13 protein-coding genes are annotated in these 12,566 nt (G+C 64.4%); 8 read left to right on the top strand and 5 right to left on the bottom strand.

Features of this window, described 5'->3' with window-relative positions; translation table 11 throughout:
• Positions 1-145: 145 nt before the first annotated feature.
• Positions 146-2,263 (bottom strand): putative bifunctional diguanylate cyclase/phosphodiesterase, encoded by a 2,118-nt coding sequence (locus VEC01_RS06300; RefSeq protein ID WP_324899848.1) that lies wholly within the window; start codon positions 2,261-2,263, stop codon positions 146-148.
• Positions 2,264-2,626: 363 nt separating this feature from the next.
• Between VEC01_RS06300 and VEC01_RS06295 the strand changes: the two genes are divergently transcribed.
• Positions 2,627-2,833 (top strand): hypothetical protein, encoded by a 207-nt coding sequence (locus VEC01_RS06295; RefSeq protein ID WP_324899846.1) that lies wholly within the window; start codon positions 2,627-2,629, stop codon positions 2,831-2,833.
• A 24-nt stretch (positions 2,834-2,857) separates the two neighbouring features.
• Here VEC01_RS06295 and VEC01_RS06290 read toward each other — a convergent pair whose 3' ends face one another.
• Complete coding sequence (locus tag VEC01_RS06290) at positions 2,858-3,418, bottom strand: maltose acetyltransferase domain-containing protein (protein WP_324899844.1); 561 nt, start codon at positions 3,416-3,418, stop codon at positions 2,858-2,860.
• 81 nt (positions 3,419-3,499) lie between these two features.
• Positions 3,500-4,696 carry a PilT/PilU family type 4a pilus ATPase gene (locus VEC01_RS06285; protein WP_324899842.1) on the bottom strand — a complete coding sequence of 399 codons (1,197 nt, stop codon included), beginning with the start codon at positions 4,694-4,696 and terminating at the stop codon, positions 3,500-3,502.
• 426 nt (positions 4,697-5,122) lie between these two features.
• Here VEC01_RS06285 and VEC01_RS06280 point away from each other — a divergent pair, with 426 nt between their 5' ends.
• The 4 genes from VEC01_RS06280 to VEC01_RS06265 all read left to right on the top strand — a co-directional run bounded on the left by VEC01_RS06280 (position 5,123) and on the right by VEC01_RS06265 (position 6,613).
• Positions 5,123-5,527 carry a DUF883 family protein gene (locus tag VEC01_RS06280; protein WP_324899840.1) on the top strand — a complete coding sequence of 135 codons (405 nt, stop codon included), beginning with the start codon at positions 5,123-5,125 and terminating at the stop codon, positions 5,525-5,527.
• A gap of 52 nt (positions 5,528-5,579) precedes the next feature.
• Positions 5,580-5,954 (top strand): phage holin family protein, encoded by a 375-nt coding sequence (locus tag VEC01_RS06275; RefSeq protein WP_324899839.1) that lies wholly within the window; start codon positions 5,580-5,582, stop codon positions 5,952-5,954.
• A gap of 50 nt (positions 5,955-6,004) precedes the next feature.
• Positions 6,005-6,379, top strand: a complete 375-nt coding sequence (locus VEC01_RS06270) for a hypothetical protein (RefSeq protein WP_324899837.1) — start codon at positions 6,005-6,007, stop codon at positions 6,377-6,379.
• Positions 6,380-6,502: 123 nt separating this feature from the next.
• Positions 6,503-6,613: an entericidin A/B family lipoprotein gene (locus VEC01_RS06265; protein ID WP_414691419.1), complete on the top strand. Its 111-nt coding sequence runs from the start codon at positions 6,503-6,505 to the stop codon at positions 6,611-6,613.
• Between the two features lie 283 nt (positions 6,614-6,896).
• On the opposite strand, the gene VEC01_RS06260 is transcribed toward VEC01_RS06265, so the two are convergent.
• Positions 6,897-8,039 carry an AI-2E family transporter gene (locus VEC01_RS06260; RefSeq protein WP_324899833.1) on the bottom strand — a complete coding sequence of 381 codons (1,143 nt, stop codon included), beginning with the start codon at positions 8,037-8,039 and terminating at the stop codon, positions 6,897-6,899.
• A 2-nt stretch (positions 8,040-8,041) separates the two neighbouring features.
• Entirely contained in the window at positions 8,042-8,779 is a 738-nt protein-coding gene (locus VEC01_RS06255) for a hypothetical protein (protein ID WP_324899832.1), read from the bottom strand.
• Positions 8,780-9,106: 327 nt separating this feature from the next.
• Between VEC01_RS06255 and VEC01_RS06250 the strand changes: the two genes are divergently transcribed.
• The 3 genes from VEC01_RS06250 to VEC01_RS06240 are packed head-to-tail and all read left to right on the top strand — an operon-like array spanning position 9,107 to position 12,563.
• The gene (locus VEC01_RS06250) at positions 9,107-9,841 is read left to right on the top strand and encodes a hypothetical protein (RefSeq protein WP_324899830.1); all 735 of its coding nucleotides are present in this window, start codon (positions 9,107-9,109) and stop codon (positions 9,839-9,841) included.
• Positions 9,838-11,304: a RimK family protein gene (locus VEC01_RS06245; protein WP_324899828.1), complete on the top strand. Its 1,467-nt coding sequence runs from the start codon at positions 9,838-9,840 to the stop codon at positions 11,302-11,304. Before VEC01_RS06250 ends, VEC01_RS06245 begins: the two co-directional genes overlap by 4 nt.
• The gene (locus tag VEC01_RS06240) at positions 11,301-12,563 is read left to right on the top strand and encodes a carboxylate-amine ligase (RefSeq protein ID WP_324899826.1); all 1,263 of its coding nucleotides are present in this window, start codon (positions 11,301-11,303) and stop codon (positions 12,561-12,563) included. The genes VEC01_RS06245 and VEC01_RS06240 overlap by 4 nt, the downstream gene beginning before the upstream one ends.
• The last annotated feature ends 3 nt before the right edge of the window (positions 12,564-12,566 follow it).

The raw sequence follows: 12,566 nt of genomic DNA, 5'->3' as shown, positions 1-12,566 counted from the left end.
ACCGAAAGCCTGGGCCGCATGAGCATCAACGGCACGGTATCGATGCAGGGACAGCTGCGGCTGTGGGCGCATTGATTCGGCGCGATCGGATGCGGCCGCAGCAGGAAACGCGCCCCCTTGGCGCCGGGAAAGAAAGGCGGCCGCGTCAGGCCGTCCCGCGCCCCGCTGCCTGCTGCTCGAGCAGCGCAAGGAAATCGCCGGCCGCGACCGGCCGGCTGAACAGGTAGCCCTGCATGCGGTGACAGCCGTTGTCGACCAGGAAGCGCTGCTGCTCGCCGGTCTCCACCCCTTCCGCCACCACCGTCAGGCGCATGCTGTTGCCAAGCGCGATGACGGCGCAGGTGATCGCCGCGCCGTTGGCATCGGTGCCGATATCCCGGGTAAACGACTGGTCGATCTTGAGCTTGTCGATCGGGAAGCGCTTCAGCTGCGACAGGCTGGAATATCCGGTGCCGAAATCATCGATCGAAAACGTCACGCCGATCGCGCGCAGCTCGTTCATCACCGCGACCACCCGCTCCGGCCGCTGCATGATCATGCTCTCGGTGAGCTCCAGCTCCAGGCAGGCTGGCGCGAGGCCGGTTTCGGCCAGCACGCGCTTGACCTGGCCCGCGAAGTCGTGCTGGCGGAACTGGCGGGCGGAGACATTGACCGCCACCTGCAGGCCGGCGTAGCCGAGATCGTGCCAGTGCCGGGTCTGCCTGCAGGCTTCGCGCAGCACCCACAGCCCGATGTCGATGATGTATCCGGTTTCCTCGGCCACGGGAATGAAGCGCGCGGGCGACACCATCCCCATTTCCGGATGCTGCCAGCGCACCAGCGCTTCCATCCCGGTGATGCGGCCGCTCTGCAGGCATACCTGCGGCTGGTACTGCACCCGCAGTTCATTGCGCGTGAGCGCCTGGCGCAGGTTGCTTTCGATCTGCAGCCGCTCCTGCGACGCCCGGTTCATCTCTTCGCGGAAGAACTGGAATCCGCTTTCGCCCGTCCCTTTTGCATGGTGCAGGGCCACTTCCGTATGTTTGAGCAAGATGGAGGGATCTTGCCCGTCTTCCGGAAAGATGCCGATGCCGGCGCAGGCGCTGACCGCGACCTCGTGGCCGTCGAGCATGAACGGATGCGACAGTTCCTCCAGCACGCGCTCGGCCAGCTGCGCCGCCGCCTGCGGGTCATCCAGCTGCTCCAGGATAATGACGAATTCGTCGCCGATGTGCCGTGCGACGGTGTCGGCATCGCGCATGATACGGCGCAGGCGATCGGCGACCGCTTCCAGCAGTTGGTCGCCGACGTGATGACCGAGCACTTCGTTGATGTGCGCCAGCCGGTCGAGATCGACCGCCAGCAGCGCGACATGGTGGCCGTCGCGCCCGGCGATGCGCAACGCATGGTCCAGCCGGTCGTACAGGAAGGTACGGTTGGGCAAGCCCGTCATCGCATCGAACATCGACAGCCGCTCGATCTCGTCCTGTGCCGCCTTGGCGTTCGAGATGTCGCTGAAGATACCGATGTAGTTGGCGACGGCGCCGGTTTCGTCCGGCACGCGCGTGACCGAGAGCTGTCCGGCGAACAGCTCGCCGCACTTACGCCGGTTCCAGATCTCGCCGCTCCAGCAGCCCTGCGCGGCGATCGTCTCCCACATCCCGCGGTAGAACGACGGATCCTGGCGGCCAGAGTGGAGCGCGGCATGGGTCTTGCCGATCAGGTCCCGCGGCTGGTAGCCGGTGATCGCGCAGAATGCGCGGTTCACCTTCAGGATGCGCCCCGCGCCGTCGGTGATGCTGATGCCGTGGCCACTGTTTTCCATGAGCACCTGCAGCTTGCGACGTTCGCCCTGCAGCGCCGCCGCCAGCCGCTTGCGCTCGGTAATGTCGACCATGACGCCGCGCAGCGATACCGGTTCGTCGCCGTGCATGTCAATGCTGACCAGGTCTTTCAGCCATACCACCCTGCCGTCGCTGGCGATCATCCGGTATTCGAAGCCATGGTCGGTTCCGCTGCGGGTCTGCGCCAGCCGGTAGTCGCGCGCGGTCTCCCGGTCCTCGGGATGTATATGCGCTTCCCAGAAACCTTCCTCCAGCCACGCCGCCAACGGATAGCCGAAGACCGGGCGCGCCTGCGCGCCGATGAAGGTGAAGCGGAAAGTGCGGGGATCGGCTTCCCATACGATGCCGTCGATGCTGTTGACAAGCTGTTCAAACCGGCGACGCGCGTCCCCGGTGGCGTCATGCGACGAGCAAAAGCCACTATGGGTGCGTGTGAGCATGGGAAAGAGTTTGATAAGTGATAGCTTTGGTTCAATGAGGCGGAATATCTGCCAATGAGCAACTTGCGTGCCACCAGGAAAATTCCAGATCAGGCACGGCGACGACAGTGAAACACCGTCATTCCGGGCAGAATTTTCCTGAATACGGGAAGTGGGCAATTCCTGCTTTCCGGAAGCATGGTCAGAAATGCAACAACCTCGGAATGGATGCAAACCGCGCTTGCGGAACAGAAGAATTTTTCCTGTGGACTAGAATGAAAGGAAAAATCGATTTGACGGAACGCAAGACATTCTCCTCGCCCAGGGAGTCATATCGTCAAGAACGCTCTAACAGCGTAAACCTGTACGCGAGGAAGGATGAAGATGACACTCTCCCAATACAAGCTGCTGAGCTGCGCCGGCGTCGGATCGATCCACCTGGGTTATCTCGGTTTATGGGCTGGCGATACCACGCTCGGCGCGCTGATGTTCGGCGCCGGCTCGGTTTTCACGCTGACCGCGGTGGTCGGTGCGCTCTGGTTCAGCGGTCCGTGGAAGAAGGGACGCAGCGCGGAGGCGCGCTGGACCTAACCGCCGCACTTCTGGCCCACCGGGCTAGCCTGCGACCTGCCGCATTACCCGGCAGGGATTGCCGGCTGCGAACACGCCCGCCGGCACCGGCCGGGTCACCACGCTGCCCGCGCCAATGACCGCCCCCGCGCCGATCTGCACCCCGGGGCAGAGTATCGCGCCGCCGCCGATCCAGACGTCGTCGCCGATGTCGATCGCCTCGCCCAGTTCCAGCCCCGACCTGCGTTGCTGCGCGTCGAGCGGATGGCTCGCGGTGTAGATCTGCACCGCCGGGCCGAACAGCACGCCGGCCCCGACGCTGACCTGCGCCACGTCGAGGACAATGCAATTGAAGTTGAAGAAGACCTTGCCGCGCAGGAGGATGTTGCTGCCGTAGTCGCAGTAGAAAGGCGGTTCTATCCAGGTGTCCGGACCGGCCGAAGGGATCAGCTCGGCAATGAGGCGCTGCCGCTCCGCGGGCTGGTCGTCGCCGCTGTCGTTGAGCGCCTTGAGCAGCAGGCGCGCCCGCCGGCGTTCCCGCACCAGCTGCGCGTCGAGCGGATCGTACGGCGCCCCGGCCAGCATCTTCTGTTTTTCGGTCCGCATGTCTCCTCCCGTGAGGCAGGATAGACATGCAGGCGCAGACGCGGTTCTCGACCGGGTGTTCGCATGCGGGTCCGCCGGCGACTACTTCTTCGCCTTGTCCTCGCCCGCTTCCTCTTCTTCCTTTTCCTCCTCGGTGATCGCCAGGTTGAATCCGCCCTCTTCCGGCGCACCCGCTTTGCCGCGCGTCGCCCGCAGCTTGATCTGCAGCCGCAGCTCGTTGGCGGAGTCGGCATTGCGGATCGCTTCGTCGTAGCCGATGAGCCCGTCGTTGTACAGCTCGAACAGGGCCTGGTCGAAGGTTCGCATGCCGAGTTCCTTCGATTTCGCCATGGTTTCCTTGATCGCGTGGAACTGACCCTTCAGGATCTGTTCGGAGATGGTCGGCGTGTTGAGCAGGATTTCGATGGCCGCCTTGCGGCCCTTGCCGTCCTCGGTGCGCACCAGCCGCTGCGAGATGATGGCGCGCAGGTTGGACGACAGGTCGCCCAGCAGCTGGTTGCGCCGCTCTTCCGGGAAGAAGTTGATGATGCGGTCCAGCGTCTGGTTGGCGTTGTTCGCGTGCAGGGTGCCGAGGCAGAGGTGGCCGGTCTCGGCAAAGGCGATCGCATGTTCCATTGTTTCGGTGTCGCGGATCTCGCCGATCAGGATCACGTCCGGCGCCTGGCGCAGCGTGTTCTTCAACGCATGGTGCCAGGAGTGGGTATCGACGCCGACCTCGCGATGCGTGATCAGGCAGGACTTGTTCTTGTGCACGTACTCGACCGGGTCCTCGACGGTGATGATGTGGCCGGAGGAATTCGCATTGCGGTGGTCGATCATCGCCGCGAGCGTGGTGGACTTGCCCGACCCGGTGCCGCCGACCACCAGCACCAGCCCGCGCTTGGTCATGATCACGTCCTTCAGCACCTCAGGCAGCTGCAGTTTTTCAAAGCTCGGTATCTCCGCGGCGATGGTGCGGATGACCATGCCGACCTGCTGCTGCTGCACGAAGACGTTGACGCGGAAGCGGCAGACATTCGGAATCGAGATCGCGAAATTGCACTCCAGGTCAGCCTCGAATTCGGCGCGCTGCTTGTCGTTCATCAGCGACTGCGCCAGCTTTCGCGTCACCTCGCCATTCAGCTTCTGCTGACTGAGCGGCTTCATCGCCCCCTGGTGTTTCATGCTCGGCGGGAAATCGGCCGAAATGAACAGATCCGAGCCGCCCTGCTGGAACATGACCTTCAACAACTGGTGCATGTACGCGCGCGCTTCTTCGAGGCCGAAGGTGGAGGACATGGTTGCCTTTCTGTACTGGAACAGGTTGGGGCATGCGTGCCGCCGGGCGACACGATGCGACAAGGCAATTATGTTGCTTCGCGCCTAGCTGCGGCAAGCGCTTTGTGGCCATCGCCTCTACGCAACGCTTCCTGTCGCGTTGCAATAATTACATGCAACGTGTACAAAATCGGTCGCCGGTTTTCACTCCCTTACACGCAATTCTGCAGATTCTTCCCACTTTCCGATCGCAGCGCCTTCCGCTGCCCTTGTACGCCCGGCTTGACAGCTTGGCATACCGTTTGCTGCGGACTCCCTAAGCAGCCACAGTAAGGAGGTTCGATGCTTCGCGCCGCGTTTTTTCGTAAACGCAACTGAGGCGCATTCCGTCCGCTGCCGCAGTGGCTTTCATCGCGGATTCCGTCCAACCCAGTCAAGGAGCGATTCATGGAAACAACAAATACTTCGACCCCCCTCAGCGGCAATGGCAGCGACAGCATGTCGACCGCGACACAAAGCACCAGGGGGACATTCAACGAAATGAAGGGCACGACGCAACGCAGCGCCGCCACGCTGCGCAGCGAGCTGTCCAGCCTGAAGAACGACCTGGACGCGCTGGTCAACCGTTCGGCCAGCATGTCCGACGACGAACTGACCGCCGCCCATGCGCAGCTGATGGCGAAGTTCAGCTCGGTTCGCTATGCGGCCAAGGGCATCGCCAGCGAAGCCACGCGCCAGCTCAACCGCGGCATGGAGAGCACAACCACGTACGTCAAGGACAAGCCGATGCAGTCGGTGGCCGTGGCCGTCGGCACCGGCCTGCTGCTCGGCCTGCTGTTCAAGCGCCGTTGAGCCGCAGGTCCCCCACCGCTGATTCCCAAGAAACTGCTGAAGGAATTCCGCCATGGCCGTGATGTCTGCCCTTCACAAGTCCAAACAACTGTACCTGATCACGCTGGACCGGCTCGGTGATTACATGGACCTGCTGCGCGTGGAGCTGAAGATCCGCGAACAGCAGCTTGCGATACGCGTGGCCGGGTTCGCGCTGGCGCTGCTGTTCGGGCTGCTGGCGACGGCGTTTCTCGGACTGGCGATCATCATCAGCTTCTGGGATTCGGACTACCGCGCGCTTGCAGCCTGGTTCGTCGTCCTGCTCTACGGCGCGATCGCGGGAATCAGCCTGAGCCTGGGCCTGAAGCGTTTCCGTTCGCAGCCGCTCACCACGACATTCCGCAACGAGCTGCAGCGCGATATCGACGTCATCAAGGAAGCCTTATGAGCGGATCCTCACTCGAACAAGAACGTCAGGCCATCCTGGAGCGAATGCAAATGCGAAGAGAAACCTACCGGCGTGCCCTTAGCGACGGCACCGACCTGCACCGCCTTCCGCCCGACCCCGCCGGCACACGCTCGCTTGCGCATGCGCAGCAACGCCATCCGACGCATCGGCCGGTACCGACACGCTTCCCACGCAGTACGCTGATGCGGGTACTGATCGAACATCCGGTGCTGTGCGCGCTCGGTGTCGCCGCGGTGGTCGCGATCGGCCCGCGCAGGATCATGAGGACCGTCGCGACCGGCGCCACCGCTGCCGGTGCTTTGACGGCTCGCAACCAATCGAACGTCGACCTGCTTGGGAAAGTCTTAACCATGGCAGGGGCGTATGTACAGGGACGTACCGACGACCAGCACCAGCATTCCTGATTGCCGGAGCGTGCGCCCGGCGCAAGCGCGCCGGAGCACTGCAGTTTCGGGAGAACCGGTTTTATTTTTTAACCAGAAAGGGAAACAATCATGAAAAAGATCATTTCCGTGCTGAGCATCCTGATGTTCACCTTCAGCCTGTCCGCCTGCAACACGATGAAGGGCATGGGCAAGGACGTCGAGCGCGGCGGCGAGAAGATGCAGGGCGCCGCTGAAAGGCAGCAGCAGAAGTAAGGCTTTCCGCACCATCCCCCTGGCCGGGCTCCGTCCGGCCGGTGCCGGCGCCTGCCGCAGTCACTGCGAGCGGCAGGTTGCGCCGGAGCCTGACTCTGCCCCAAGGGGCGCAGCCGGGCCGCACCATTTTCCGCTCCCATCCCGCGTCATCCCCATCACCATCCCCGCGTCATCCTGACCTCAATCCACACGCCGTTTTCGGTCTCGATCGCTCCACCCCGGCAACGCGGGAAATTTTCCCGCGCCGCCGGGGCAAGTTCGCGACTTCCGGCGCGCACCGTCGCTACAACTTCGGCTTTGGCTGCTCGACCACATCCTCGACGTACAGGAGCTTCACGGCGACGATGGCGGTGGCGGTGATCGGCGAAGCGAGCACGACCCCGAGCGGCCCCGACAGCGCGCCGAGCAGCAAGGTGCTGAAGATGACCAGCGCCGGCGGCAGCGCCACCGCTCGCTGTTCGATCAGCGGCGTGAGCAGGTAGTTTTCCGCCCCCTGGATGGCCGCGTACAGCATCAGCACGTAAAACCCGAGTTCCGGGTCGGCGTTGTAGGAGATCAGCAGGGGCGGCACCGCCGCCAGGATGGGCCCGATGTAAGGGACGAATTCCAGCACGCCGGTCAGTACGCCAAGCGTGAACGCCAGCGGCACACCGAGCAGCCAGAGCCCGATGCCTGCCGCGACGCCGACCACCGTCATCGTGGCGAGGCGGCCGGCCAGCCACCAGCGCAGTACCGCGCCGATTTCGTCCATCACTTCATACGCGCGTGGCCGGTTCTTGCGGGGTAGCAGGTGCATCAGGCCGCGCTGGTAAAGGCGGGGCTGCGCCGCGAGATAAATGCCGATGAACAGTGCGACGCCCGCGCCGGTGATCGCGGACAGCGTCGAGGTAAGGAACCCGCCGGCCCGGCCCAGCAGCTGGGAGTCCAGCCGAAAGCGCGACAATTCGGCAATCAGCGGCCGCAGCGGCCGTGCCCAGCGGTGCTGTTCCATCCAATCCTGCAGGCGGTCCGCCGCCTGCGGCAAGGTTTCGATCATCTGCGCGACCTGCGCCGCCATCGGCACCGCGAACAGGTAAACCAGGAGCATGATCACCGCGGCAAGCGCTCCGATCGACAGCGCGAGCGCGGCGCTGGTGCGCAGGCCGGCGTGCTGCGCCAGCCAGTTGGTCGGCGCGCGCAGCAGCACCGCAAACAGGATGCCGGAAAAGAGCACGAGGAGGACATCGCTCGCGTACCAGATCAAGGCCAGCATCAGGCCGGTAAACAGAACCAGTGCGACCACCAGCATGGTGCGGCGGAAGAATTGCGTGTCGCTGAATTCCAGCGTTTCCGCCGCGGCCAGCCGGTAGCTGGCCCGCCGATCGGCGAGGACGCGGCGGTCGCCGACGGGAAGCGCGCCGGTGCGCGAATCCGGGCTGGCCGCCATGATCAGCGCGACCCGCTGCCGGAGGCCGCGCCGCTGTCCTGCGCGCTGCCGCTGCCGCCCGTGGAAGTTGCCGGGCCGCCTGCTTCGGCCACCTGCTGCGGCCAGCTCAATATGGTGGAGGCGACGCGCTGCCGTTTGTTGCCGGCGCCGGCGACCCTGACCGTGCGGTTCAGGGAATAGCCCGCGGTTTCCGCCCTTACCCGGTAAGACCCGCCGCGCGGCAGGTCGACCAGCATGATCGGCGAGTCGCAGGCAGTCTGCAGCACCGTGTTGCCCTTCGCATCCTTGATGTCCACGTCCACATCCGCCAGATACGCGCCGTCGCGCGCGGCGAAGGTCAGCATCATGTCGTAGTCCCTGGCTTGCTGCTTCATGTAGGCAATCTCTTCCTCGCCGACGCCGCCGCAGAGGTAGGTGACGTCTTCATGGGTGACAGGCTTGAGCCGGGCGATGGGCGAAGGCGGCGGCGGCAGGTCGGCTCCGGCTTCGGCGCGCATGCCGTTCGTTGTCCCCGAGGTTGCGCCTGAGACGGCGCCGGAAGACGCCCCGGAAGCGGTGCCGGATGAAGAGGCGCCGGACGATGACGCATCCTGCGGCGTGGCGGAGGTGCCGGAAATATCGGTTGCGCCGGACGCGGTCGGCGGCACGCCTGCCGGGGTCGGTTGCGACGCGGCGGAGACCTGGGCCAGGGCGTACGGTGAAACAAGGGCGATTGCGATGAGCAAGCTCGGTGTTTTCATTACGGTAACCTCCTGTGCAAGTGCATGTCCGTTCCATGGGTCGCCTCGCAGGCAACGCTCGGAAAATGCATCTTCCATGCCCGGCAACAGCGGCGCGGCGGCAAGGCACATGCCGACGCATGCAGTGAAAATCGATGGCAGGCGTTGGAAACTTTTACAAGGTCAGCGGGTCAGTCACTCGCGTTCTCCCGGCCCATGCGACGCTTGCTTTGCAGCCGTTGCATGGGCGAATCTCGTCTGGCACCAAAAATGCTATGCGCTAGAGGCGGCGGCAAGCCGTACCCGATCAAAGCGAATGAACGAAGCGACAGAGCCACACGCTTTCCCGTGAGCCAGACCATACTGCAGCTACCCGTCAAGATACTGCCGCAGCCGGACGAAACCACCTGCGGCCCGACCTGCCTGCACGCGGTCTACCGTTACTGGGGCGAAGATGAATCGCTGAGCAGGGTGATCCAGCGCACCGGGCGCCTCGAGCACGGCGGCACCTTTGCGGTCTTCCTCGCGTGCGACGCGCTGCGGCGCGGCTACAGCGCGACGATCTACACCTACAATCTGAATGTGTTCGATCCGACCTGGTTTACCGAGCGCGGAATTGATATCGCCGAGCGCTTGCGCCGGCAGCGCGAGACCAAGATGGATTACCGCCTGCAGCACGCGACCAACGGTTACCTGGAGTTCCTGAACCTCGGCGGGCGCCTGCGGCTGCTGGACCTGTCGCGCTACCTGATCCGAGGCATCCTGCGGCGCCGGCTGCCGATCATCACCGGCCTGAGTTCCACCTACCTGTATCGCGTTGCCCGGGAGTACGGACCGGACGACGTGCCGGATGACGTGCGCGGACTGCCATCCGGGCACTTCGTCGTCATCGCCGGCTACGACCGCGAGCGCCGCAAGGTGCTGGTGGTCGATCCGTATCAACAGAACCCCTACGCCGGCACCCAGGAATACTGGCTGAGCGTAGACCGGGTGGTCAACGCCGTGCTGCTTGGCATCGTCACGCACGACGCGAATCTGCTCATCATCCACCCGCGGTGCCCGCCGCGACAGGAAGTACCATGAATATCCTTTTCGTCGTCAGTCAGCAGCAAGATTGGCCCGGCGACATACCGGGTGTCACCGTGATACCCGCCCAGACCTACCTCCTGGATCCCGCCTACGGGGACATCGGCTCCACCAAAGTTTTCAACCTCTGCAGGACCTACCGCTACCAGAGCGAGGGCTACTACGTCTCCCTGCTGGCCGAGGCGCGCGGGCACCAGCCGGTGCCGGACGTGCAGGCGATGAAGGACCTGTGCGCCGCCGGCCTGGTGCAGGACATTGCTGAAAAGCTCGGCAACCTGATCGACTGCTCCTTCGCGCGCACTGCCGAGGATGTGGTCGACCTGAATATTTACTTCGGGCGCGACCCGGACGGCAGGCACCAGCATTTGAGCGAGCAGTTGTTCCGTTTCCTGCGCACGCCGGTACTGCATGTGCGCTTCGAGCGCGCCAACGAGCACTGGCACCTGTGCAGCGTCTACCCCGGCAGCATCCGCGACATCCCGGCGCATCACCAGGAATTCGCGGCGCAGGCGGCGATGGAACACCTGAAGGACCAGAAGATCCGCACCAGCACGCCGCTGTCGAGGAAACCTTCGCTCGCGATCCTGCACGACCCGCAGCGCGCCGAGTCGCCGTCGAACGTCACCGCGATGCAGAAATTCCGCGAAGCGGCCGAGCTGCTGGGCATGAACGCCGAACTGATCACGCCCAGGGACGCGCACCGCATCGCCGATTTCGACGCCCTCTTCATCCGCGACACCACCAATGTCGATCATTACACCTATGAATTGTCGCGCCAGGCGACCGATGCCGGTCTGGTGGTGATCGACGATCCGGACTCCATCCTGCGCTGCACTAACAAGATCTATCTGAACGAGTTGCTCCTCCGCCATCACGTGCCGACGCCAAAGACGCTGGTCGTGCACCGCGGCAACGTCGACCAGATCGCCGGCACGCTCGGCCTGCCCTGCATCCTGAAGCAGCCGGACGGCGCATTCTCGCAGGGCGTGGTGAAGATCGAATCGGAAGAGACGCTGATCGCCAAGGTCGACGAATTGCTGGCGCAGTCGGAACTGGTGCTTGCGCAGGAATACCTGCCCACGGAATTCGACTGGCGCATCGGCGTTCTCGACCAGCGTCCGCTGTTCGTCTGCAAGTACTACATGGCGCCCGGACACTGGCAGATCATCAAGCATGAACACCACCGCACCAGCGAAGGTCGCACCGAGGCGCTGTCCATCGGCGAAGTGCCCGACGAAGTGGTGCGCATCGCGGTGCAGGCCGCCAACCTGATCGGCGACGGCTTCTACGGCGTCGACCTGAAGCAGGTCGGCTGCCAGTACTACGTCATCGAAATCAACGACAACCCCAACGTGGACGCCGGCAACGAAGACGCGGTACTTTCCGATGCGCTGTACCGGGAGGTGATGGGCGTGTTCCGCAAGCGTATCGATGCAAGGAAGGGAAATACCGCGCTATGAACGACGAGGAGGAGCCTCCGTTGCTGCACGCCTTCATGGGCTACGGCATCGAGCTGGAATACATGATCGTGGACCGCGACAGCCTGTCCGTGCTGCCGGTCGCCGACAAGTTGCTGCAGGAAGCCTCGGGCCATGCCGGCGGCGAAGTGGCGCGCGGGCGCTTCGGCTGGTCCAATGAACTGGTGATGCATGTGGTCGAAGTCAAGAACCTGCGGCCGACCACGTCGCTCAGCCTGCTGCCGGATGCTTTCCATGCCGAACTGCTGGAAATCGAGCGCCTGCTCCAGCCGATGAACGCCCGCCTGATGCCGGGCGCGATGCATCCGTGGATGGATCCGCTTCGCGAAACGCGGCTCTGGCCGCATGACAACGAGGCGATCTACCGCGCCTACGACCGCATCTTCGACAGCCGCAGCCACGGCTGGGCCAACCTGCAGAGCATGCACATCAACCTGCCCTTCGGCGGGGACAGCGAATTCGAGCGCCTGCATGCCGCGGTCCGGCTGGTGCTGCCCATCCTGCCGGCGCTGGCCGCCAGCTCGCCGATTGCCGACGGCGGCGACACCGGCTGGGACGACTACCGCATGCATGTGTATTGCGACAACGCGCGCGCGATTCCGTCCATCGCCGGGCAGGTGGTTCCGGAAACCGTGACCAGCCGCGCCGCCTACGAAGAGCGCATCCTTGCCCCGATGTACCGCGACATCGCGCCGCACGACCCGGAGCAGGTACTGCAGCATGAATGGCTGAACTCGCGCGGCGCAATCGCGCGTTTCGACCGCAACGCGATCGAGATCCGCGTGGTCGACACCCAGGAATGCCCGCGCGCCGACCTTGCGATCGCCGCCGCCACCGTGGAGGTGGTACGCATGCTGTATGACACCGATCGCGAAGGCCTGGCCGCGCAACAGGAAATGACGACCGGCGCGCTCGCCGCCATCCTGCAAGCCTGCATCCGCGACGCGGAGCAGGCGGAGATCGCCGATGCGCGCTACCTGCGCCTGTTCGGCATGGCGCAGCAGCGCTGCAGCGCGGGCGAGCTGTGGCGGCACCTGGTCGGGCAGATGATGGTACGCGACCCGCGCCACCGGCAGCACTGGCTGGCGCCGCTGACGACCATGCTGGAACACGGTCCGCTCGCCCGCCGCATCCTGCACGCGGCGCGCGGCGATTTCTCGCGCGAGCGCCTGCAGTCGGTATACCGGCAATTGTGCGACTGCCTGCGGCAGAACCGCATGTTTGCCGACCCGCTACCCTGAAAC

Origin of the sequence: Noviherbaspirillum sp. (genome assembly GCF_035627455.1) — a bacterium.
GTDB lineage: Bacteria > Pseudomonadota > Gammaproteobacteria > Burkholderiales > Burkholderiaceae_D > Noviherbaspirillum.
This window is presented reverse-complemented; position numbering and strand designations above follow the sequence as displayed.

Bases quoted from the DNA above. Each gene is read 5' to 3' on its own strand.
- VEC01_RS06300 (WP_324899848.1), bottom strand. From the start codon at position 2,263: ATGCTCACACGCACCCATAGTGGCTTTTGCTCGTCGCATGACGCCACC.
- VEC01_RS06295 (WP_324899846.1), top strand. From the start codon at position 2,627: ATGACACTCTCCCAATACAAGCTGCTGAGCTGCGCCGGCGTCGGATCG.
- VEC01_RS06290 (WP_324899844.1), bottom strand. From the start codon at position 3,418: ATGCGGACCGAAAAACAGAAGATGCTGGCCGGGGCGCCGTACGATCCG.
- VEC01_RS06285 (WP_324899842.1), bottom strand. From the start codon at position 4,696: ATGTCCTCCACCTTCGGCCTCGAAGAAGCGCGCGCGTACATGCACCAG.
- VEC01_RS06280 (WP_324899840.1), top strand. From the start codon at position 5,123: ATGGAAACAACAAATACTTCGACCCCCCTCAGCGGCAATGGCAGCGAC.
- VEC01_RS06275 (WP_324899839.1), top strand. From the start codon at position 5,580: ATGGCCGTGATGTCTGCCCTTCACAAGTCCAAACAACTGTACCTGATC.
- VEC01_RS06270 (WP_324899837.1), top strand. From the start codon at position 6,005: ATGCGAAGAGAAACCTACCGGCGTGCCCTTAGCGACGGCACCGACCTG.
- VEC01_RS06265 (WP_414691419.1), top strand. From the start codon at position 6,503: ATGTTCACCTTCAGCCTGTCCGCCTGCAACACGATGAAGGGCATGGGC.
- VEC01_RS06260 (WP_324899833.1), bottom strand. From the start codon at position 8,039: ATGGCGGCCAGCCCGGATTCGCGCACCGGCGCGCTTCCCGTCGGCGAC.
- VEC01_RS06255 (WP_324899832.1), bottom strand. From the start codon at position 8,779: ATGAAAACACCGAGCTTGCTCATCGCAATCGCCCTTGTTTCACCGTAC.
- VEC01_RS06245 (WP_324899828.1), top strand. From the start codon at position 9,838: ATGAATATCCTTTTCGTCGTCAGTCAGCAGCAAGATTGGCCCGGCGAC.
- VEC01_RS06240 (WP_324899826.1), top strand. From the start codon at position 11,301: ATGAACGACGAGGAGGAGCCTCCGTTGCTGCACGCCTTCATGGGCTAC.